General features: G+C 66.4%; 17 protein-coding genes and 1 riboswitch. Of the genes, 11 read left to right on the plus strand and 6 right to left on the minus strand.

Annotated features, from left to right (window positions below; genetic code table 11):
* Positions 1–21: 21 nt before the first annotated feature.
* Complete coding sequence (locus tag A5777_RS19915; RefSeq protein WP_064863968.1) at positions 22–2838, plus strand: DEAD/DEAH box helicase; 2817 nt, start codon at positions 22–24, stop codon at positions 2836–2838.
* Positions 2839–3038: 200 nt separating this feature from the next.
* On the plus strand, positions 3039–3914 hold the full coding sequence (locus tag A5777_RS19920) for a DUF4333 domain-containing protein (RefSeq protein WP_064863969.1): 876 nt from the start codon (positions 3039–3041) through the stop codon (positions 3912–3914).
* Here A5777_RS19920 and A5777_RS19925 read toward each other — a convergent pair whose 3' ends face one another.
* Positions 3915–4880, minus strand: coding sequence for a 5'-3' exonuclease (locus tag A5777_RS19925; protein WP_197502429.1), 966 nt, complete (start codon positions 4878–4880; stop codon positions 3915–3917). It abuts the gene before it with no gap.
* Positions 4881–4893: 13 nt separating this feature from the next.
* On the opposite strand from A5777_RS19925, the gene A5777_RS19930 reads away from it, so the two are divergent.
* On the plus strand, positions 4894–6054 hold the full coding sequence (locus tag A5777_RS19930; protein WP_064863971.1) for a M24 family metallopeptidase: 1161 nt from the start codon (positions 4894–4896) through the stop codon (positions 6052–6054).
* Positions 6055–6081: 27 nt separating this feature from the next.
* On the opposite strand, the gene A5777_RS19935 is transcribed toward A5777_RS19930, so the two are convergent.
* Positions 6082–6483 (minus strand): pyridoxamine 5'-phosphate oxidase family protein, encoded by a 402-nt coding sequence (locus A5777_RS19935; RefSeq protein WP_064864022.1) that lies wholly within the window; start codon positions 6481–6483, stop codon positions 6082–6084.
* Between the two features lie 69 nt (positions 6484–6552).
* Between A5777_RS19935 and A5777_RS19940 the strand changes: the two genes are divergently transcribed.
* From A5777_RS19940 to A5777_RS19955, 4 genes are read left to right on the plus strand one after another with little or no spacing between them, the layout of a single operon-like run.
* Entirely contained in the window at positions 6553–7329 is a 777-nt protein-coding gene (locus A5777_RS19940) for an SDR family NAD(P)-dependent oxidoreductase (RefSeq protein WP_156529435.1), read from the plus strand.
* The gene (locus A5777_RS19945) at positions 7329–8582 is read left to right on the plus strand and encodes a bifunctional cobalt-precorrin-7 (C(5))-methyltransferase/cobalt-precorrin-6B (C(15))-methyltransferase (RefSeq protein WP_064863972.1); all 1254 of its coding nucleotides are present in this window, start codon (positions 7329–7331) and stop codon (positions 8580–8582) included. Before A5777_RS19940 ends, A5777_RS19945 begins: the two co-directional genes overlap by 1 nt.
* Positions 8579–9367 carry a cobalt-precorrin-4/precorrin-4 C(11)-methyltransferase gene (locus A5777_RS19950; RefSeq protein WP_064863973.1) on the plus strand — a complete coding sequence of 263 codons (789 nt, stop codon included), beginning with the start codon at positions 8579–8581 and terminating at the stop codon, positions 9365–9367. The genes A5777_RS19945 and A5777_RS19950 overlap by 4 nt, the downstream gene beginning before the upstream one ends.
* The gene (locus A5777_RS19955; protein ID WP_064863974.1) at positions 9364–10119 is read left to right on the plus strand and encodes a cobalt-precorrin-6A reductase; all 756 of its coding nucleotides are present in this window, start codon (positions 9364–9366) and stop codon (positions 10117–10119) included. The genes A5777_RS19950 and A5777_RS19955 overlap by 4 nt, the downstream gene beginning before the upstream one ends.
* A 21-nt stretch (positions 10120–10140) precedes the next feature.
* Here A5777_RS19955 and A5777_RS19960 read toward each other — a convergent pair whose 3' ends face one another.
* The 3 genes from A5777_RS19960 to cobG are packed head-to-tail and all read right to left on the minus strand — an operon-like array spanning position 10141 to position 13554.
* Entirely contained in the window at positions 10141–11673 is a 1533-nt protein-coding gene (locus A5777_RS19960) for a precorrin-2 C(20)-methyltransferase (protein ID WP_064863975.1), read from the minus strand.
* 4 nt (positions 11674–11677) lie between these two features.
* Complete coding sequence (locus A5777_RS19965; RefSeq protein ID WP_064863976.1) at positions 11678–12301, minus strand: precorrin-8X methylmutase; 624 nt, start codon at positions 12299–12301, stop codon at positions 11678–11680.
* A 41-nt stretch (positions 12302–12342) separates the two neighbouring features.
* Positions 12343–13554 carry a precorrin-3B synthase gene (gene cobG / locus A5777_RS19970; protein WP_231895126.1) on the minus strand — a complete coding sequence of 404 codons (1212 nt, stop codon included), beginning with the start codon at positions 13552–13554 and terminating at the stop codon, positions 12343–12345.
* 100 nt (positions 13555–13654) lie between these two features.
* Positions 13655–13773: riboswitch (cobalamin riboswitch) on the plus strand.
* Positions 13774–13785: 12 nt separating this feature from the next.
* Here cobG and cobN point away from each other — a divergent pair.
* Positions 13786–17415: a cobaltochelatase subunit CobN gene (gene cobN, locus A5777_RS19975; RefSeq protein WP_064863978.1), complete on the plus strand. Its 3630-nt coding sequence runs from the start codon at positions 13786–13788 to the stop codon at positions 17413–17415.
* Positions 17416–17435: 20 nt separating this feature from the next.
* Here cobN and A5777_RS19980 read toward each other — a convergent pair whose 3' ends face one another.
* Positions 17436–18302 (minus strand): alpha/beta fold hydrolase, encoded by an 867-nt coding sequence (locus A5777_RS19980; protein ID WP_064863979.1) that lies wholly within the window; start codon positions 18300–18302, stop codon positions 17436–17438.
* Positions 18303–18479: 177 nt separating this feature from the next.
* On the opposite strand from A5777_RS19980, the gene A5777_RS19985 reads away from it, so the two are divergent.
* From A5777_RS19985 to A5777_RS19995, 3 genes are all read left to right on the plus strand, one after another.
* Positions 18480–18857, plus strand: coding sequence for a MarR family winged helix-turn-helix transcriptional regulator (locus A5777_RS19985; protein ID WP_231895127.1), 378 nt, complete (start codon positions 18480–18482; stop codon positions 18855–18857).
* A 154-nt stretch (positions 18858–19011) separates the two neighbouring features.
* Positions 19012–19518: an FxsA family protein gene (locus A5777_RS19990; protein ID WP_064863981.1), complete on the plus strand. Its 507-nt coding sequence runs from the start codon at positions 19012–19014 to the stop codon at positions 19516–19518.
* 37 nt (positions 19519–19555) lie between these two features.
* Entirely contained in the window at positions 19556–21181 is a 1626-nt protein-coding gene (locus A5777_RS19995) for an amidohydrolase (RefSeq protein ID WP_064863982.1), read from the plus strand.
* Positions 21182–21183: the final 2 nt, after the last annotated feature.

The raw sequence follows: 21183 nt of genomic DNA on the forward strand, positions 1-21183 counted from the left end.
CCCCGATGTCCGCCGAGACCGATGTCAACTGACCACGCGGAATTCGACCGCTTCGCGGCGAGCCTCTCCTTCGAGCTCGACGAGTTCCAACGTCTGGCCTGCCGCGCACTCGAGGACGGCCAGGGAGTGCTGGTGTGTGCGCCGACCGGTGCAGGAAAGACGATCGTCGGTGAGTTCGCGGTGCATCTGGCGTTGGCTGCCGGGACAAAGTGCTTCTACACGACCCCGATCAAGGCGCTGAGCAACCAGAAGTACGCCGATCTCGTCGCTGTTCACGGCAGACAGAATGTGGGGCTCCTCACCGGCGACAGCTCGATCAACTCCGACGCCCCGGTGGTGGTGATGACCACCGAGGTCGTCCGCAACATGATCTATGCGAATTCACCTGCACTACAGGGGCTCTCGCATGTGGTGATGGATGAGGTGCACTTCCTCGCCGATCGTTTTCGCGGCGCGGTCTGGGAGGAGGTCATTCTCGGACTCGATCCGTCGGTGCGGGTGGTGAGCTTGTCGGCGACGGTCAGTAATGCCGAAGAGTTCGGCGACTGGATTCAGACCGTACGGGGCGAGGTCACCGTCATCGTCGACGAACATCGACCGGTGCCTCTCCAGCAGCACATGCTCGTCGGCTCGCGCATGTTCGACCTGTTCGATTCTCACCGCGACGGTGGCAAACCCCAGGTCAACCCCGAACTCAAACGCTACATCCGACATCGGATGCTACTGGCCGACGAGCGCGACAGCGGTCGTGGGCACGATCGACGTTCCGGTCGTGGACGACCGCGGTCGACGCGCGGCAGGGGACCGGGCGCCCTCTCGCGTCCGCAACTCGTTGCTCGCCTCGATCGCGAGGGCCTGCTGCCCGCAATCGGCTTCATCTTCTCGCGCGTGGGGTGCGACGCCGCCTTGGCCCAATGTCTGCGGTCAGGACTGTCGTTGCTGACGCCCGAGGAGTCGAGTGCCGTCGACGAAGTCATCGACCGCCATCTCACCGAGATCGCCCCAGGAGATGCCGACGTACTCGGCGTCGACGAGTGGCGTGCGGGATTGCAGCGTGGGTTCGCCGCTCATCACGCCGGCCTCCTCCCGACGTTCCGTCACACGGTGGAGGAACTGTTCGTCCGCGGGCTCGTGCGGATGGTGTTCGCCACCGAAACCCTCGCGCTCGGTATCAACATGCCTGCTCGTTCGGTGGTTCTCGAACGCCTGGTGAAGTTCAACGGAGAGTCACACGTCGATCTGACACCCGGCGAGTTCACCCAACTCACCGGACGCGCCGGTCGTAGGGGCATCGACGTCGAGGGCCACGCCGTTGTCGTGTGGACGCCCGAGCTGGTTCCCGAACAGGTTGCGGGCCTGGCAGGGGCGCGCACGTTCCCGCTGCGCAGCTCATTCGCGCCCGAATACAACATGGCGGTCAACCTGATCGGCCGTCGCGGACTCGCGGGATCACGTGAGCTGCTGAACAGGTCGTTTGCGCAGTTCCAGGCCGACCGGTCCGTCGTCGGACAAGCCCGCAAGGTCGACGACATGTACCGCCGACTGCGCAAACTCGACGTCGAGCTCGCGGGAGCCGCCGACAAGCGCGGCATCGAACCCGGCACCATCACCGCACTCGACGACGAGGATCCGGCCGACAGCACGGCCGACGGATCCGACTCGTATCGAGGCTTCCTCGGTTACGTGACGCTGCGCGAGGAGATTCGCAGGCGGGAGCGTGATCTCAAGTTCCGCAGTCGTGTGGCGTCGCAGGAGTCGACGGTCGCCGACCTCGCCGGACTCAAACGCGGACATGTCATCGGTGTGTCATCGGGGCGCCACCGCGGACTCGCCGTGGTGCTCGAGGCCGCGAGTCAGCCCGCAGATCCCAAGCCGCTCGTTCTCAGCGAGGACGCCTGGTGCGGCCGCGTGGGTACACGGGATTTCGTGAATCCGCCCGAGGTTCTCGGTCATATGCGGCTACCCAAGAACCCCGACCGCAGGACCGGACGAGGTCGCCGCGACCTGGCGTCGGCACTGCGGTCGACCGGGATCGAGATGCCGCGGGGCCGCCAGAAGAAGCGGGCGCTGGCGGCAGACGATACAGAGCTGGCACGGATGCGCCATCAACTGCGCGCCCACCCCGCTCATCAGCTCGACAACGGCGACGACCTGTTCCGACTCGCCGAGCAACGAAACCGGCTCGTGCGGGACATCGTGTCGGCGGAACGCTCGATCAGCGAGCGCACATCAACACTCGGCGTGACCTTCGACAGGATCGTCGGCGTGCTCACCGAACTCGGCTACGTCGAAAACGAGCGTGGCGAGGTGGTGGTGACACCAACCGGTCAGCTCCTCAGCCGCATCTACAGCGAGAGCGATCTCCTCGTGACCGAGTGCATCCGCGCCGGAATCTGGGACAGGCTCGGACCGCCGCAACTTGCTGCGGTGATCGCCGCGATGGTGTTCGAGTCGCGTCGCGACAGCCATGCAGGCGCCGACGCGATGCCCGGAAACGTCGAGTTGCGGACCGCGATCGCCAAAACCCTCGAGATCTGGCGTCAGGTCACCGACGTCGAGCGGCGTCATGGGGTGTCGCCGACACGCGAGCCGGACACCGGTTTCTCTGTCGCGGTGTCGCTCTGGGCGTCGGGTCGATCATTGACCGAGTCGTTGGCCGCTGCTGGCGAACGCGGCACCCTGCTCTCGCCCGGCGACTTCGTTCGCTGGAACCGACAGGTCGTCGACCTCCTCGAACAGGTCCGACTCGGCGTCGGCGACGACGCTCCGCTCGCCCGTTCGGCGCGCGCGGCGGTCGGAGCGATCAGACGCGGTGTTGTCGCTGCCGAACTCGGTTGACGTAGTGGGTGCACGCGGCCGGGTTCACGTGATCGGGAGTCGTGTACCGCTTGACCGACGACCCCAGTTCGCTGGGGTAACCTTCACTTCGCATATCGGTCGGCGACGACGGCAGGGGAGAATGCGTCACGCCGCGATACCGTGACCGTTCGACATTGCACACCGGTGCGCCACTGCCGGGCCGATCGAGAGAGAGACGCATGAGCCATCCGTACGATCCCAACAACGCCGGTGACCAGTCCTCGACCGGTGACCAGCCGCGCGCGGACAGCCAGCAGGGGCAGAACTCCCAGCAACCGCCCGAATACGGACAGCCTCCCCAGTACGGCCAACCGCTGCAGCCGGGCCAGTACGGACAGCCGCCCCAGTATGGCCAGTCCCCGCAGCAGGGCCAGTACGGTCAGGTACCCCAGTACGGACAGCCGGGTCAGCCCCAGTACGGGCAACCTCCCCAGTACGGCCAACCGCCGCAGCCGGGCCAGTACGGACAGCCGCCCCAGTATGGCCCGTCCCCGCAGCAGGGCCAGTACGGGCAACCTCCCCAGTACGGCCAACCGCCGCTGCCGGGCCAGTACGGACAGGCACCCCAGTACGGACAGCCCGGTCAGACCAGTCAGCCCGGTCAGTACGGCCAGCCGGGACAGTATGGGCAGGCAGGCGCCGCGGGTGAGGCGGCAACCCAGCCCGGTCAGTTCGGTCAGCCCGGCCAGCAGGGTGACCAGTTCTCGGCGATGTCGGTCGCGTCCGGGTCGTCGAACAACAAGCGCATGGCCCTCATCGGCGGTATCGGAGCCGCGGTCGTCATTGCCGCGATCCTGCTCATCACCGCGTTCGCCTGGCCGGGGTGGGCACCGAAGTCGCTCGACCAGAATGCGGTTCAGGACGGCGTGAAGCAGGTGCTGACCAAGGACTACCAGGCGACCGATGTCTCGAACGTCTCGTGCCCGTCGGGTCAGAGCGTGAAGAAGGGCAGCTCGTTCAGCTGCTCGGTCACCGTTGGAGGCCAGAAACAGCAGGTCAAGGTCACGATCCTCGACGATGACGGCAAGTACGAGGTCTCGCGTCCCACGAGCTGATCAGCGCGAGACCAACTCCCAGCCGAGCGCATCGGCGAGCCTTCCCACCGACGTACCGATTCGCAGTTCGTCGATCAGGTCGGCGAGTCGCTCGGGATCGGCGGGCGCCGACGGCAGGTGATCATCGTCGATGCTCTCCACCGTCGGTGCGTCGGTGCGGACAGTGACCACGGTGCGCGCGGCACGAAGGTAGTCCGTGGAGTCACGCAGAGCTGAACGCACGCGCGGAGTGAGCGTCGACGAGGGGTCGTCGGCGGCAGCCTCGAGTGCGTCGAGGTCGCCGTAGGTGGTGATCAGTTTCGCGGCGGTCTTGTCGCCGATCCCCGCGACGCCGGGCAAGCCATCCGACGGGTCGCCGCGCAGCATCGACATCTCCGCGTAGGCGGTGCCCGCGCGCTCGACGGGCACCCCGTATCGGTCGGAAACCTCTGCAGGTCCCATCAGCTCGGCTTTCGCCAGCCCGCGTCCGACGTAGAGCACGCGTACCGGCACCGGGTCGTCGGCCACGACCTGCAGCAGATCGCGGTCGCCGCTGACGACGATCACGTCGTCGTCAGCCTCGGTCGCTGCAAGTGTTCCGATGACGTCGTCGGCTTCGCACCCAACCGCTCCCGATGTCGTGAGTCCCGCCGCGGCCAACACGTCGAGGATCATGTCGACCTGCGGCGTGAGGGTGTCGGGAACCTCTTCGATGTCGGGTCCTTCTCGACCTGCATCCCCAGAATGAGGCGCCTCTTGCGCCACCCGGTGGGCCTTGTACGACGGCAACCAATCCGTGCGGAACGCGGGCCGCCAATCGAGGTCGAGGCAGACGACGAGACGCGTCGGATGGTGTTGGGACACCAGAGAGGCGATCGTGTCGACGAATCCACGGACCGCGTTCACGGGCCGTCCGTCGGCGGCGGTGAGCTTCTCGGGCAGTGCGTGAAACGAGCGGAACCACAGGCTTGCGCCGTCGAGCAACATCACGGATCCTGGCATGTCTCAACTCTGCCATCCGCGTAGGCTTCGACTCGTGACCGCCACTGCAGAAGAGCGTTTCGACGCCGAGGTGTACCGCCGTCGCCTTGCACGGGCCGCTGTGCTGACCGGCAAAGCCGGACTCGACGCCCTCATCGTTTCTCCCGGCCCCGACCTGCGCTATCTCACCGGTTCGCGGGCCGACACCTTCGAGCGTCTGACGGCCTTGGTGATCCCCGCGGCCGGCACCCCTCGGCTGGTGATTGCTCGACTCGAGCTCGCCTCCGTGCGCGACTCCGCGGTCAGCGAACTCGACATCGACGTCGTCGACTGGGTCGACGGCGATGACGCACATGCGCTGGCGGTCGCCGGATTGCCTGCTCCCGCTGCGGTTGCGGTCTCCGAGTCGATGCCCGCGCTGCATCTGGTGCCGATCGCAGATCGTCTGGGAGCCGCCCCCGTCCTCGCGACGCCGGTACTTCGCCAGATGCGAATGATCAAGGACGACAACGAGGTCGAAGCCCTTCGACGCGCAGGCGCCGCGATCGACCGGGTACACGCACGCATGGGTGAGTGGCTGCGTCCCGGACGCACGGAAGCCGACGTCGCCGCCGATATCGGCGAGGCGATCGTGGCCGAGGGGCACACTGCGCCGGAATTCATCATCGTCGGGTCGGGACCGAACGGCGCCGACCCGCACCATGAGCAGTCAGAGCGAGTGATTCAAGCCGACGACATCGTCGTGATCGACATCGGGGGACCTGTCGAACCGGGCTACAACTCCGATTCCACGAGGACATACTGCTTCGCCCAGCCAAACGACGACAGGGCACGTGCGTATGCCGCGCTCGAGCTCGCTCAGCGGACAGCGGTTGCCGCCGTGCGTCCGGGAGTGACCGCGGAAAAGGTCGACGCCGCCGCGCGCGAGGTACTCGTCAACGCAGGATTCGGCGAGAACTTCATCCACCGAACCGGCCACGGCATCGGTCTGTCCGTTCACGAGGAGCCCTACATCGTCAGTGGCAACGATCTCGTCCTCGAGGCCGGGATGGCGTTCTCGATCGAACCGGGCGTGTACTTCCCGGGGCAGTGGGGCGCGCGGATCGAAGACATCGTCATCGTGACCGACGACGGATGCGAACCGGTGAATGTGCGCCCGCACGAGTTGGTGGTGTTGTAGACCCACGCCCGACGGGAGGGGTGACGATCAATCGAGCAGCGAGTGCGAACCGAGCACACGCTGCACGTCGATCTCGATGACGACGCGCTCGGGATTCGGTTTCGGCTCGCGATATCGCTGGGCGTAGCGCCGTTCGGCTTCGGCAACGCGGTCGCGGTCGCGGTGAACGGTCGCGCGGCCCTCCAGCGTCAGCCACCGCGGACCGTCGACGTTCGTCACCGCGGCATAGCCGCCGCGCTCGGCGTTGCGCACCTTCTGGCTGCCCTCACGAGTGATCACCCGAGCCAATCGGCTGTCGGGGTCGTACGTGAATCCGACGGCAACGACGTGTGGCGTGCCGTCGGGTCGGAGCGTCGCGAGTGACGCAAGGTGTCGCTCGCCCAAGAAGTCGAGCGCAGCGGAACCGAGGTTTTCCGGAGTACGCGGCATGGCGCCAACGATAGCCACCGCGGTGGCGCCGCTGTCGGCTACCTGTCCGCCGGTGGAATACTGCCTGTCATGGCGCGTAGCAACTCACACGACGACCAGGGAACGGTTGTCCTCTTCGGCGGACGCAGCGAGATCGGGATCGCCCTCGCGAAGAGGCTCGTCGCAGGCCGGAGCGTCGTCCTTGCCGCGCGCCGGTCCGACGACCTCGACGACGAAATCGCCGCAATGCGCGCGGCGGGCGCCGACAACGTCATCACCGTTGAGTTCGACGCCGATGCAACGCAGACGCACTCGTCGCTCATCGAGACGATCACAGTCGATCACGGACCGATCGGCGCGGCGATCATCGCGTTCGGCATTCTCGGCGATCAGCACCGCGCCGAAACCGACGTCGCGCACGCGTTGCAGATCGCGCAGACCGACTACGTCGGCCAGATCAGTGTGCTGACGCCGCTGGCCAACGCACTGCGGCGGCAGGGGTCGGGCACCATGATCGTCTTCTCGTCGATCGCCGGTGTGCGGGTACGTCGTGGCAACTACGTGTACGGGTCGGCGAAAGCCGGACTCGACGGTTTCGCCAGTGGGTTGTCGGACGCACTCCACGGATCGGGCGTCCGGTTGCTGCTCGCCCGACCGGGTTTCGTGGTCGGCAACATGACAGCAGACCTCATGGCCTCCGGGACCAAGCCCGCGCCCATGTCGGTCGACGCCGAGCAGGTGGCCGACGCGGTGGCACGGGCGTACCACCGCGGTCGTTGGGAGGTGTGGATTCCCGGACCTCTGCGCTTCGTCGGATTCGCGATGCAGTTCGTACCGCGCGCGATCTGGCGCAGGTTGCCCCGATGATGACGGCCGCGGCGACGGGCACATCGGTGTTCGTCGTCGTCGGGATCGGCGCTGACGGGTGGGCAGGACTGACCGACCGTGCACGAGACGAACTACGCAGCGCCACAGTCGTATACGGGTCGACACGACAACTCGAACTCCTTCCCGACCTCGACGCGACGACGGTGGCATGGCATTCGCCGATGTCCGAACACCTACAGCAGGTGCTGTCCGCCGCTTCTGACGCCGCCACTTCTGACTCCCCGGGTCCTGGCTCCCTGGTGCACGTACTGGCCAGCGGCGATCCGATGTTCCACGGTGTCGGCTCCACGATCGTCAATGCCGTGGGGCGCAACCGGGTTCGAGTGCTCCCCACCGTGTCGTCGGCGAGTCTCGCCTGCGCCGAACTCGGGTGGGACCTGTCCCGCACACAGGTGATCAGCACGCTGCGCGACGACGCCGACGTCGTGGTACCCGCGTTGACCGACGGCCGTCGGATCCTCGTGCTCAGCAGGGGACCTCAGACACCCGCCGCAATCGCCGAGGTGCTGGTGCGCAACGGGTTCGGCTGGTCGACGATGACGGTTCTCGAACAACTCGGTGGTCCACGACAACGAATCGTCGAGACTGTTGCGCGCTCGTATCGACCTCAACCCCACGATGCGCTCAACATCGTCGCCATCGACTGCGTCGGGCCCAGGACGACGCGACTACCAGGGCTACCCGACGACGCCTACGAACACGATGGCCAACTCACCAAGTCGGCGGTACGAGCGCTGACCGTCGCGGCCCTCGCTCCAGGCGGGCGAGCGCTCCTGTGGGACATCGGATCCGGGTCGGGGAGCGTAGCGATCGAGTGGTTGCGCGCAGACTCCGACGGGACCGCCATCGCATTCGAACGCGACCACGTTCGTGCCGCGCGACTCGGACGCAACGCCGCCCGCCACGGTGTGGCGGGGTCGCTGACCGTGCTGGGCGCCGCGCCCGAATCACTTCGCGGCGCACCGGATCCGGACGCGATCTTCATCGGGGGAGGGCTCGACGACGAGGTTCTGACCGCCTCGTGGCACGCGCTGCTCCCAGGTGGGCGCCTCGTCGCGAACGCTGTCACGGTCGAAACCCAGTCGCTGCTCGTCGACTGGCACCGCCGCCTCGGTGGAACTGTTCGACGATTCTCCATCGAAACCGTCGAACCGCTCGGCACCATGACCACATGGCGCCCCGCCCTCCCGATCGTGCAGTGGGTGGTCACACGAACGGACGATGAGTCGTGACCGTCTATTTCATCGGTGCGGGACCGGGCGCATCCGACCTCATCACCCTGCGTGGCGCCCGCATCCTGGGTGAATGCACCACCTGCCTCTATGCCGGATCGATTGTCCCGCAAGAACTTCTCGACCTGTGTCCGGCCGACGCCACCCTGATCGACACGGCTCGGATGCCACTCGACGAGATCACCGGACACATCGTCGAGGCACACGCGTCCGGCGGCGACGTCGCACGCCTGCATTCCGGCGACATCTCGCTGTACTCGGCGTTCACCGAGCAACATCGTGAACTCAGGCGGCTGGGTATCGATACCGAGATCGTTCCGGGCGTACCGGCCTTCGCCGCAGCAGCGGCGGCCCTCGATACCGAACTCACCGTGCCCGGTGTCGGCCAGAGCCTTCTCATCACCCGCGTGTCGACGCTGTCGACAGACATGCCGCCAGGTGAAGAACTCGCGCGCCTGGCGCAGTCGGGGGTCACTCTCGCATTGCACCTCGCGGCGCACCGCGCGCCGCAGATCGTCGACGCGCTCGCCGAACACTACGGGCCGCAATGCCCAACGGCTACAGTCGCATTCGCGTCCCGCAGCGATGAGGTGGTGATCAGGTGCCCGCTGTCGGATCTGCCGCAGCAGCTCGACGACCACGGGATCCGCCGCACCGCGGTCATCTTCGTGGGCAAGGTGCTCGACCCGGGAACCTCGACCCCCACGGACAGTTATCTCTACTCGCAGGCACGGATGACAAAACTCCGCAGCGGCGCCCATGACGACAGTTCATCGACGACATGACCGATACACCGGTTGTGCTTGTGCTCGGGGGCACCGGCGAAGCGCGCGCGCTGGCCGCCGGACTCATCGCCGAGAACATTGCCGTGATCAGTTCACTTGCCGGCCGGGTTGCCGAGCCGCGACTGCCCGTCGGCGCCGTACGCATCGGAGGTTTCGGGGGAGTGGCCGGTCTACGGACATGGCTGCGCGACAACGCCATTCGCGTCGTCGTGGATGCGACACACCCCTTCGCGAGTGGCATCAGCGCCAACGCCGCTGCTGCAACCCACGACCTCGCACTGCCTCTCGTCCGGCTGTGCCGCGCACCGTGGTCGCCGGGTGACGTAGATACCTGGATTCGGGTACCGGACATACGCAGCGCCGCAAGCTATCTCGACGATCGACAAGCCCGCGTATTCCTGACCACAGGAAGGCAGGACGTCGACGCCTTCGCCGAGAACACGTCCGCGTGGTTTCTCATCCGGGTCGTTGACCCACCGCAGACCGCTATGCCGATGCACCACACAGTAATCCGGTCGCGTGGCCCGTATCGTCTATCCGACGAAATGGCGCTGATGCGTGAGCACGGCATCGACGTGCTCGTCACGAAGAACAGTGGCGGCGACATGACTCGCGCAAAGCTCGACGCCGCAAGGACTCTCGGCATCGAGGTCGTGATGGTCGACCGTCCGAGCAAGCCCACGACGCGCGCCGTCGAGGACGTAGAAGCCGCCGTCGGGCTCGTCCGAGATCTGCTTGCCGGTCAGCCCTGAGTCAATGAGACGCTGAGATGGTCAGACGCTGTGATGACGCGGTGTGAAAACCAGACGACCGCCGCTGCGCTCGGCAATCGTCGTCGCCGACGATCCGATGATGAGCATCGTGCGCATGTCGACGATCGACGGATCGAACGCGCCGACAGTAGTCACCGACAGAGCCTGTTCCGGTCCGCCGACATCGCGCCCGACGATGATCACACGGTTGTCGGGAACCATCTCGCGCAGCAGATCATGCAGGCGCGGCACCTGCCACGTCCTGCTCTGTGAGCCGGGGTTGTAGACGGCGATCACCAGATCGGCCTGAACCGCATGCCGAATCCTCGCCTCGATCAGCTCCCACGGCTTGAGCCTGTCCGACAGTGAGATGACGGCGAAGTCGTGCCCCAACGGGGCACCGGCAACCGCGGCGACCGCGGTTGCTGCTGTCACCCCCGGTACCACGCGGACGGGCACGTCCGCCCAGCGCGATTGCGCCGCGACCTCGGCGACGGCCGCCGCCATCGCGAACACACCCGGGTCACCGGAGGACACGACGGCCACGCGGGCACCCCGGGAGGCGAGGTCGAGCGCGAATTCTGCGCGCTCTGCCTCTACACGGTTGTCGCTGGCATGCACCCGCTGCCCCGGCCGAGGCGTGACGCGCGCGAGATAGGTTCGATAGCCGACAAGGTCAGTTGCGGAGGACAATTCGGCGCGCACCTGCGGCGTTGTCTGCGACGCGGCCCCCGGCCCGAGGCCGACCACCACGACTTCGCCGGTCCCGAGCTCCGTCGGATCGAAACGCGGATTGTTGCGCCGGCCCGGCACGACGACCATCGAGAAGTACGGGACGTCCGTCGGATCGACCTCGCTCACGGGTAGGACACGTTGTGCCGCGGTTGATGCCCGTTCCACGTACCACGCCTCGTCGAGCCGTCCGACGCGTTCGAGGGCTGTGCGCACCGTCGAGAAGGTCCGACCCAGCTTGAGCACCGCGAAGGCGTCGGCGCCGGCGAACTCCGCAGTCAACTCGTCGACCGGGAGTGTTCCCGGCACAACGGTCAGCGTCTCCTCACCTTCGACGAGTGGGATGCCCAGCGCCGCGGAGGCCCCGCTCACCGACGTCACGCCGGGCACGATTTCGGCGTCGAAGTCGTCGGCGAGGCGCTTGTGCATGTGCATGTACGAACTGAAGAAGAGCGGATCGCCCTCGGCCAGCAGACAGACATCCCGTCCTGCCCGCAGATGCGCCGCGAGAATTTCGGCACTGTCGGTGTAGAAGTCGTTCAAGGCGCCACGGTAGCCGCCCGGATGATCGGTGGTCTCGACCGTGATCGGATACATCAGCCGCTCTTCGATCTGATCGCCACGCAGATATGGCTCGGCGACGCCCCGGGCGATGCTGTTTCCGTGGCGCGCACTGTGATACGCGATGACATCAGCCTCAGCGATGACACGTGCGGCCTTGACCGTGACCAACTCGCTGTCACCGGGACCGAGTCCGACGCCCCAGAGTTTTCCGGAGCCCGCCTTGCGCGATGTGTTCCCCGTCTCGGGTGATGTGCTCATGACATCATTCCTGTGCGCTCGCCAGTGCGTTGATCGCCGCGGCGACGATGGCCGATCCACCCCGACGTCCGGTGACGGTGATGAACTCGAGATCGTCGCGGTTCGCCAGTGCCGCACAGGATTCCGCGGCCCCGATGAATCCGACGGGCGCACCGACTATCGCTGCCGGACGTGGTGCGCCGGCATCGATGATGTCGAGGAGCGCGAACAACGCGGTCGGTGCGTTGCCGATCGCGACGACCGCGCCGTCGAGCCGGTCACGCCAATACTCGACGGCCGCGGCGGTCCGTGTGGTCGACAACTGCTCGGCGAGCGCAGGCAAGCCGGGTTCCGCGAGGTAGCACAGCACCTCGTTGTCGGCGGGCAAGCGCTTACGTGTCACCCCGCTGGCGACCATCGTCGAGTCGCACAGGATCGGCGCACCCGCCTCGAGAGCCGACCGTGCCGCGGATACGACGCCGCCTGTCGCGACGACGTTCGTCGTCAGATCCGTTTCGCCGCACGCATGAATCATGCGTACGACGACCCCGGAGACATCCGGTGCGAATCCGGACAGATCGGCTTCGGCTCGGATTGTGGCAAAAGACTGCCGGTAGATCTCGGCGGCGTCGCGTAGGTATTCGGGCATAGTTGTTCAACCCTATCGGGGTGGTCGAGCGGACCTGATCCTCACTCGTGTGTGCGTCGGTATCCGGCGCCGGTTGCCTCGACCCGCAGGTGCGGTTCGCGTGGCGACCCACATCCACGGTCGCAGCCCACCCAGTGTTCACGCTCGGTGACCGGCAGCCCAGATTCGACTCGTTCACTCACGTCGGCGCGTACCTCGGCGAGCCCGCGCGAGCAGCCGGGTGCGCCGGCGCAGCTGCTGATCTGTGCCCACGGTGACGCGGCATCGAAGATGAGTCCCATTGGGGCGAGTACACGCACCACGGTCTCGGCAACCCCCTCGCCGAGATCGCAGACGAGGATCTCACGGTCTGGCGTGAACACCACCGGCGCTTCGACGGCTGCGATGAATTCGGCGAGACGCGCGGGCAGACGACCGAGTTCGACGACTGCGCCGAGCAGCACGCGGCCGTCGTCCTGGTCGAACCACCCCACTCGGGGATCGCCGCCCGTCGTTGTGAGAGCTCCTGGCTCGAGTGGCGGGTCGAGTCGGCCCCGGGTCACCCTCATCAAGTCGCGACGCGCGGACGGCGGCAGATCCGCGATCCGCCACGCACCGTCTGCCAACTCGAGGAAGTCATGCGCGACACCCAGCAACGCCTGTGTGACGGCAGAGTCGTCGGCGGCCGAGCCTGCGATCTCGCCGTCGACGACGATGTCGAAACCGGGCGATCCATCGGTGCCGCTGCGCGCGACGGCGCACATGTCGGTGCCGCCAACCGCGATGTCGGTGTGTCCGTCATCGAGGCCGAAGAGGAACCGGCCGGATAGCCCCGCGAGGCTGTGATCGGAGCGGAGTGCGTCGTCGAGTTCGCGCGCCAGGGGACGCAGATCAGCAAGGCCGCCGACGCGTCCGGTGAAGGGACTGACCTCGATGTTGCGTACCTTCTCGTGCGTGGTGCTCGGCACCAGTCCGGCGTCGACGAGCGCATCGGCGACAGCGTCGACATCGGTGATGCCGCGTATCTGCACATTCGCGCGCCCCGTCAGATCGACGAAACCGTCGCCGTACTGTGCGGCCACATGCGCGAGCACCGCGAGTTGCTCGGGCGTGATCGATCCACCGAGCAGGCGAACACGCGCCAGTGCGCCGTCGGCGGCCGGGTGCGGGGTGAAGACTCCGGGGCATCGGTCAGACACTGTTCGCCCCGACGACGACTCACCGGTGAGCTCACGGGACTGGCCGTGTGACGAAGGGGAGGCGGGGTCACGCACGGTATCCAGCGTAGGCGTCGGCAGACGGGTGCGAAGCTGCGCGGGACGTGTGCGACCGTCGCGGAACGCTCTCCACTAGGCTGAGCCGCACGAGGTGCACGGAAGCCGGTGCGATTCCGGCGCGGTCGCGCCACTGTGACGCGAGAGCAGCGGGCTCCTGCGAAGCCAGACCTGCGACCTCGGACCTGTGTTCCACATGTCTCCGCGCGAGTCGGAGTCCGAGGAGTTGCGATGATCCTGCTGCTGTCCACATCGGACACCGATCTCATCACCGCTGACGCCAGCGACGCGGAGTATCGCGTCGCGAACCCGTCACGAATCCTGCTCGACGACGTTCCGGGCATGGTCGCCGACGCCGACCTGACCGTCGTTCGCATCCTCGGTGGCCGCCGCGCCTGGGAGGAGGGGCTCGACGCCGTCCTCGCCGTCGGGAAGCCGGTGGTCGTCCTCTCCGGCGAGCAGCAACCCGATCCCGACCTGATGGCCCTGTCGACGGTGCCCGCCGGTGTGGCCGCGGACGCCCACAACTACCTCGCCTTCGGCGGGGTGCCCAACATCACCAACCTGCACAACTTCCTGTCCGACACGGTGCTGCTGTCCGGGTACGGGTTCGAACCCCCCGAACAGACTCCTGGCTGGGGAGTTCTCGAGCGGCAGCCGACCAGAGCTGTTCCCGACACCGCGCCGGTGATCGGTGTCCTCTATTACCGAGCACAGCACCTCGCAGGGAACACGCGGTACATCGAAGCACTCTGCGCGGCGATCGAGCAGCAGGGCGCGCGGCCGATCCCGATCTTCTGCGCCTCGCTGCGCACCGCACCAGACGACCTCATCGAGTTACTCGCCACCGCGGACGCACTCGTGGTCACCGTCCTCGCCGCCGGTGGTGCGACACCCGCCACGGCGTCGGCCGGAGGAGACGACGAGGCGTGGAACATCGAGCGCCTCGCCGCGCTCGACATCCCCATCCTGCAGGGACTGTGTCTCACCGGGCCACGAGCCGACTGGGAGGCCAACGACGACGGTCTCTCGCCGCTCGACGTCGCGACTCAGGTGGCTGTTCCGGAATTCGACGGCCGCATCATCACCGTGCCGTTCTCCTTCAAGGAGTTCGACGAGAACGGGCTGCCCTGGTATCAACCCGACACCGAGCGATGCGCCCGGGTTGCGGGAATCGCGGTGTCGCACGCCCGGTTACGGCATATCGCACCCGCGGATCGTCGGATTGCACTGATGTTGTCGGCGTATCCCACCAAGCACGCACGCATCGGTAACGCTGTCGGCCTCGACACACCCCGCAGCCTCCTACGTCTGCTGGATGCGTTGCGCGCGGCAGGCTACGACATCGGTCCGGAATCGGGCCCGGACGCGATTCCCGGTCTGGCTGAGGATGATTCGGACGCACTGATCCACGCGGTCATCGACCGTGGCGGCCAGGACTCCGACTGGCTGACCGAGGAGACCTTGGCTGCCAACCCGATTCGCGTCAGCGCCACCGACTACGAGAGGTGGTTCGCGACGCTGCCGGAGGAACTGCGGCACGGCGTCGAACAGCACTGGGGGCCTGCGCCGGGCGATCTCTTTGTCGATCGATCGCAGAGCTCCGACGGCGAGATCGTCGTCGCAGCACTGACATTCGGCAATGTGGCGATCATGGTGCAGCCGCCGCGCGGGTTCGGTGAGAATCCTGTCGCGATCTATCACGACCCCGACCTTCCGCCCTCGCATCACTACCTCGCCTCCTATCGCTGGCTCGCCGGTAGAGCCGGTTCCGCACATGACATCCCGGGCTTCGGCGCCGATGCGATCGTGCACATCGGCAAACACGGCAACCTCGAGTGGCTGCCGGGCAAGACACTGGGAATGTCGGCGCACTGCGGCACCGATGCCGCGCTCGGCGACGTCCCGCTCATCTATCCGTTCCTGGTCAACGATCCGGGCGAGGGCACCCAGGCCAAGCGTCGAGCGCACGCGGTACTCGTCGACCACCTGATCCCCCCGATGGCGCGGGCCGAGTCCTACGGTGACATCGCACGACTCGAACAACTCCTCGACGAGCACGCGAACATCTCGACTCTCGATCCCGCGAAGCTCCCCGCGATCCGCCAGCAGATCTGGACGCTGCTGACGGCCGCGAAGATGGACCACGACCTCGGCCTCACCGAGCGGCCCGACGAAGAGGTCTTCGACGACATGCTGTTGCACGTCGACGGCTGGTTGTGCGAGATCAAGGATGTGCAGATCCGCGACGGCCTGCATGTTCTCGGCGAACCCCCGGTCGATGACGCCGAAGTCGATCTCGTGCTCGCGATGCTGCGCGCCCGCCAATTGTGGGGCGGCACAGAGGCGTTGCCCGGCCTACGTGAAGCGCTTGGACTCGACGAAGGCGCAGACTCCGTGCGTAACGACGTCGACACCGTCGAAGCCACCGCACGCGACCTTGTGGCAGCGTGCGCGAAAGGGGAGTGGTCGGCGTCGGCCGTCGAGGATGCGGCGTCCGGCCATCCCGCGGCTGTCGGCGACGTATTGCGTTTCGCGGCAACAGAAGTGGTTCCGCGACTGCGGCAGACCGCCGGAGAGATCCCGCGCATTCTGCACGCACTCGACGGCGGCTTCATTCCCGCAGGCCCGAGCGGTTCGCCGCTGCGCGGACTGATCAACGTGTTGCCGACGGGCCGCAACTTCTACTCCGTCGACCCCAAGGCGGTCCCGTCTCGGCTCGCATGGGAAACGGGACGAGCGATGGCCGACAGCCTGCTGGAGCGATACCTCACCGACCACGGTGAATACCCTGCCTCCGTGGGGCTTTCGGCGTGGGGCACCAGCGCAATGCGTACCTCGGGCGACGACGTCGCCGAGATCCTCGCGCTCCTCGGCGTCATGCCGATCTGGGACGAGGCGTCACGGCGGGTCCGCGATCTCGAACTGATCGAGCTCGACGAGCTCGGTCGTCCGCGCATCGACGTCACCGTCAGGATCTCCGGCTTCTTCCGTGACGCGTTCCCGCACGTCGTGACCATGCTCGACGACGCCGTCGCACTCGCGGCGTCGGCCGACGAACCCGATGACCAGAACTTCGTCGCGGCGCACGCCCGCGCGGCACTCGCCGAGCACGGCGACCAACGGCGGGCGACGACCAGGATCTTCGGCTCCAAACCCGGAACCTACGGAGCGGGTCTGTTGCAACTCATCGATTCTCGTGACTGGCGCAGCGACGAGGACCTCGCACGCGTCTACACCGAGTGGGGCGGCTATGCGTACGGCCGCGAACTCGACGGCGTCGCGGCAGTCGACGACATGCGCTCGGCCTATCGCAGGATCAAGGTGGCCGCGAAGAACACCGACACCCGCGAGCACGACATCGCCGACTCCGACGACTACTTCCAGTACCACGGCGGGATGGTGGCAACGGTCCGGGCACTGACCGGCACATCCCCGGAGGCATACATCGGCGACTCGACGCGGCCCGACTCCGTCCGAACACGCACGCTGTCGGAGGAGACAAGTCGCGTGTTCCGTGCACGGGTCGTCAATCCCCGGTGGATCTCCGCGATGCAGCGCCACGGATACAAGGGTGCCTTCGAGATGGCGGCCACCGTCGACTATCTGTTCGGGTACGACGCCACGACCGGCGTCGTCGCCGACTGGATGTACGAGAAGCTCACCGAGTCCTACGTGCTCGACGAGCGCAATCAGGAGTTCATGAATCAGTCGAATCCGTGGGCATTGCACGGCATCGCTGAGCGCCTTCTCGAGGCCGTCGACCGCGACATGTGGGAGGCGCCGCCCGCCGCAATGCTCGATCAGTTGCGGGCGGTGTACCTGCAAGCCGAGGGCGAGATCGAGGGCCGGTCGGAATAGCTGGTGGCCATAAGCGTGTGCTAACGCCCGGATTCATCGAGTGCGGCCAAAAGCACGTCGCCGAAGACGCTCGGGTACATCGGCAGGCTGTGGTGCGTTGCATCGGCGACTATCTCGACCTGTGCACCGGACCACGTGGAGTGGACGTTTTCCGCGATGCGAGCAACGTCGTGCACTCGGCTCTCCTTCGCAAGGATGACAGCGCGGTGCCTGACCTGCGGTCGCACGGACCGCAGGCGCCGAGGTATGACGAGTTTCGTCGTCGGCATCGTTGCGCCGAGTGCGGCTACGTCTGACCACGCCTCATCGAGCGGTCTGCGCCCGGTTTCCCACTCCAGAAACCGTCGTTCGCGGTTCTCGTTGGGAGACAGGAGAATCGGCAATGCATGGACGAGGTACCCGGTGCGCATACCACCGAAGACCGAGTTGGGTTCGACCAGGATCAGCCCGTCCGTCGGGAAACCACCACCGGCGAACGCGAGAGCGATCATCGCCCCGTACGAATGGCCTATGAACGTCGGTGTGTCGACGCCGAGCGTCGACACCGTGACAGCAAGCCAGTCCAGGAGGTCGGGGACTGACGAGATAGGCGTGCTCGACGGTGTTGACGCACCGACCTGACCCGGGATGTCGACCGCATAGACGCGGTGTCGGCGACTGAGTTGTTCGATCACCGAGTGCCACTCCGTCAGCGTTGCCCCGGAACCCGAAAGCAGAACGAGTGGTCGACCTGAATCGGGACCCGAAGCGACGACGTGCGTGCTGCCGTACGGCGTCGCGAGATCGAACCGACGGGTACCCGGTGGCCAACGATTGATGAGTGAGTCATATGCCTCGGAGAATCGTCTGCCTACGGGTGAGGCCAGAAAGGGTGTCGTCTCGCGCATAGTTACCTCGACAATCTAGTTACTTGTCGATCAAGCTATACCATCGTGGCGCTAAGGTCGAGAACCGTGACTTCCCGTGAGCGCGCAGATGAGAATGGACCGCGGTACCTGCTGATCCGTCAGTTGCGTGCGCTTATGACTGACCTGGACATTCGAGGAGCGCGGTTCGCAAGAACAGTGGACCTTCATCCAACCGATCTACGCGCACTGATTGCACTGCTCGACGCCGAACGCGACGCAGAGCCTGCGACCCCGGCCTGGCTGGGGAGAAAACTTGGAGGAGTGAACTCGGCGACCATTACGTCTGTGCTCGACCGACTCGAACGGGCCGGCCTCATTGAGCGCACCAGCGACCCCGGGGATCGACGCAAGGTCCTGCTCTCCGTCACCGATCGTGCTCGTGACACGGGTCGGGAGTTCTTCGGGACGCTCGTGGACGACGCGCTGACGGCACTTGACGAGTTCAGCAGCGACGAACTCGCTGTCATTGGACGGTTTCTCGAAGCAATGCGCGAGGCATCCGACCGGAGCGCAGACGACCAGAACCCTACGTAGCCGACCGGCAAGGCCATCTCGAACAGGAGAGTGTCAACCAGGCAGCGACACGGGAGCAAAATCGGGTGCTCGTTCGTTGCACTGGGTGAATGCACATCTCCGATGCGGCGTCGGGTGTCGAAGCTCACCTGTATCGGACCAGAAAGGCACACCCATGCGCTTCCCGTACTTCCTCGTCTACCTGGTGATCGAGATCGCCGTGTTCGTGGCCATGGTCATGACGCTCGGCTTCGCCTGGGCGGTGTTGATCACCATCCTGGCCTCCTTCGTCGGCTTCCTCATCCTTCGCTGGCAGGGCCGCAAGGTGTTCGGTGAACTCCGTCGCGCCTCGCGCAATGAAGTCGACGCTCGAGCCCCGCTCGCCGACACCGCCGTGGTCGGCGCCTCGTCGATCCTGCTGATCGTGCCCGGCCTGGTGTCCACTGTTGTCGGAACCATCGCGCTCCTTCCGCCGACGCGACGCGTCCTGCGTCCGGTGCTGGCCGCAGTCGGCACACGCACGATGATGTCTGCGATGACCCGCGCGGGTGCCTACGGACCGGCAGGGGTCAAGCGGGGCACCGTCATCGACGGCACCGTCGTCGACGATCCCGCCTACTCCACACCGAACTCGTCAACCGGCTGGTCGGCCGACCAGCCGCAGCTCCCGCGGGGCCACTGATACACCGGCCTCCCCACAGGGAGCACACTGAACAACCGTGGCAACCGAACTGCTCCTTGGTGGGACCGTCTATTCCTCTGCAACCCCGGACGCGACTGCCCTTGCCGTCACCGACGGCGTCGTGACCTGGGTGGGCGCGGACGACGTCGGGAGGGCACTCCATCCCGATGCGGCTGTGACCGATTTGGAAGGGCATTTCGTCGCACCCGCATTCGTCGACGCACATGTGCATCTGACGTCGACGGGACTCGCGCTCACGGGACTGACCCTCAACGACGCCGTCTCGCGCACCGACTGCCTCCGGATGCTCGCCGACGCCGTGTCGACCGTCGACGAAGGCGACCTCATCTGGGGCCGCGGTTGGGACAGTTCGACATGGTCGGGTGCTGAGATCTCCGACGGCCGGTTCCCGTCAACCGCCGACATCGACGCGGTCGTCGGCAATCGCCCGGTCTACCTGGCCCGAGTCGACGAACATTCCGCCGTCGCGTCGACGGCGCTGCGACGCCTGGTCATCGGCTTGGAGGACGCACAGGGCTACCACCCGGAGGAGCCGCTGATCGCCGAGGCACATCACCTCGTGCGCGGTGCCGCACGATCGTTGGTGAGTCCCGCGTCGCGGACCCGCGCACAACTGCGCGCACTCGACGCTGCCGCGGCAATGGGAATCGTCGCGATCCACGAGAACGGCGGACCCGACATCAGTGGTCTCGACGACTTTCTCGCCATCGGCGAACTCGACCATGCCGTCGAGGTCCGACGCTATTGGGGGCAGGCAGCACAGAACACCGATCACGCTCGCGAACTCGTCGCGATCACCGGCGCCGACGCTCTCGGTGGCGATCTCTTCATCGACGGAGCGGTCGGCTCGCGGACGGCGTGGCTCCTCGAGCCCTACCACGATGCACCCGACGTCACCGGTATCGATTACCTCTCGCCGGAGACCGTTCTCGACCACCTTCGCGCATGCACCGAAGCAGGGCTGCAAGCCGGCTTTCACGTGATCGGCGATGCGGCAACGGCGACCGTGGTGAGTGCACTTGACACGCTCGCGGCCGAGTTCGGTACGCCCGCGCTCGCGTCGCGCGCTCACCGCGTCGAACATGCGGAGATGGTCGACGCATCCCAGGCTCAGACGCTGGCCGCGTGTGGTGTCGTCGCGAGCATGCAACCGCAGTTCGATGCGCAGTGGGGCGCACCGGGAAACCTCTACGCTCAGCGTCTCGGCGACGAACGTGCCGCTCGGATGAACGATTTCGCCGCACTCGCCAAAGCTGGCGTGGCCCTTGCCTTCTCGTCGGATTCACCGGTCACCGCGATGGATCCATGGGTGACCATACGTGCGGCCGTCCATCATCATCAGCCCCGAAATGCCATCTCGGCACGTGGTGCGTTCGCGGCCTCGACACGAGGCGGCTGGCGCGCGGGAGGAATCAATGACGGACTCACCGGCACACTGGCGGTCGGCGCACCCGCGAGTTACGCGGTCTGGGAAGTCGATGAACTCGTCGTTGCCGGATCGCACGAGAGCGTTCAGCGCTGGTCGCTGGACCCGCGATCCCGCGTGCCCGCACTTCCCGACGTCTCGCCCGGCTGCGCGCTGCCACGATGCGTCCGGACTGTGCACCGTGGTCGCGACATCTACCGCGCCGAGGGTCACTGACC

Origin of the sequence: Gordonia sp. 852002-10350_SCH5691597 (genome assembly GCF_001665715.1) — a bacterium.
GTDB lineage: Bacteria > Actinomycetota > Actinomycetes > Mycobacteriales > Mycobacteriaceae > Gordonia > Gordonia sputi.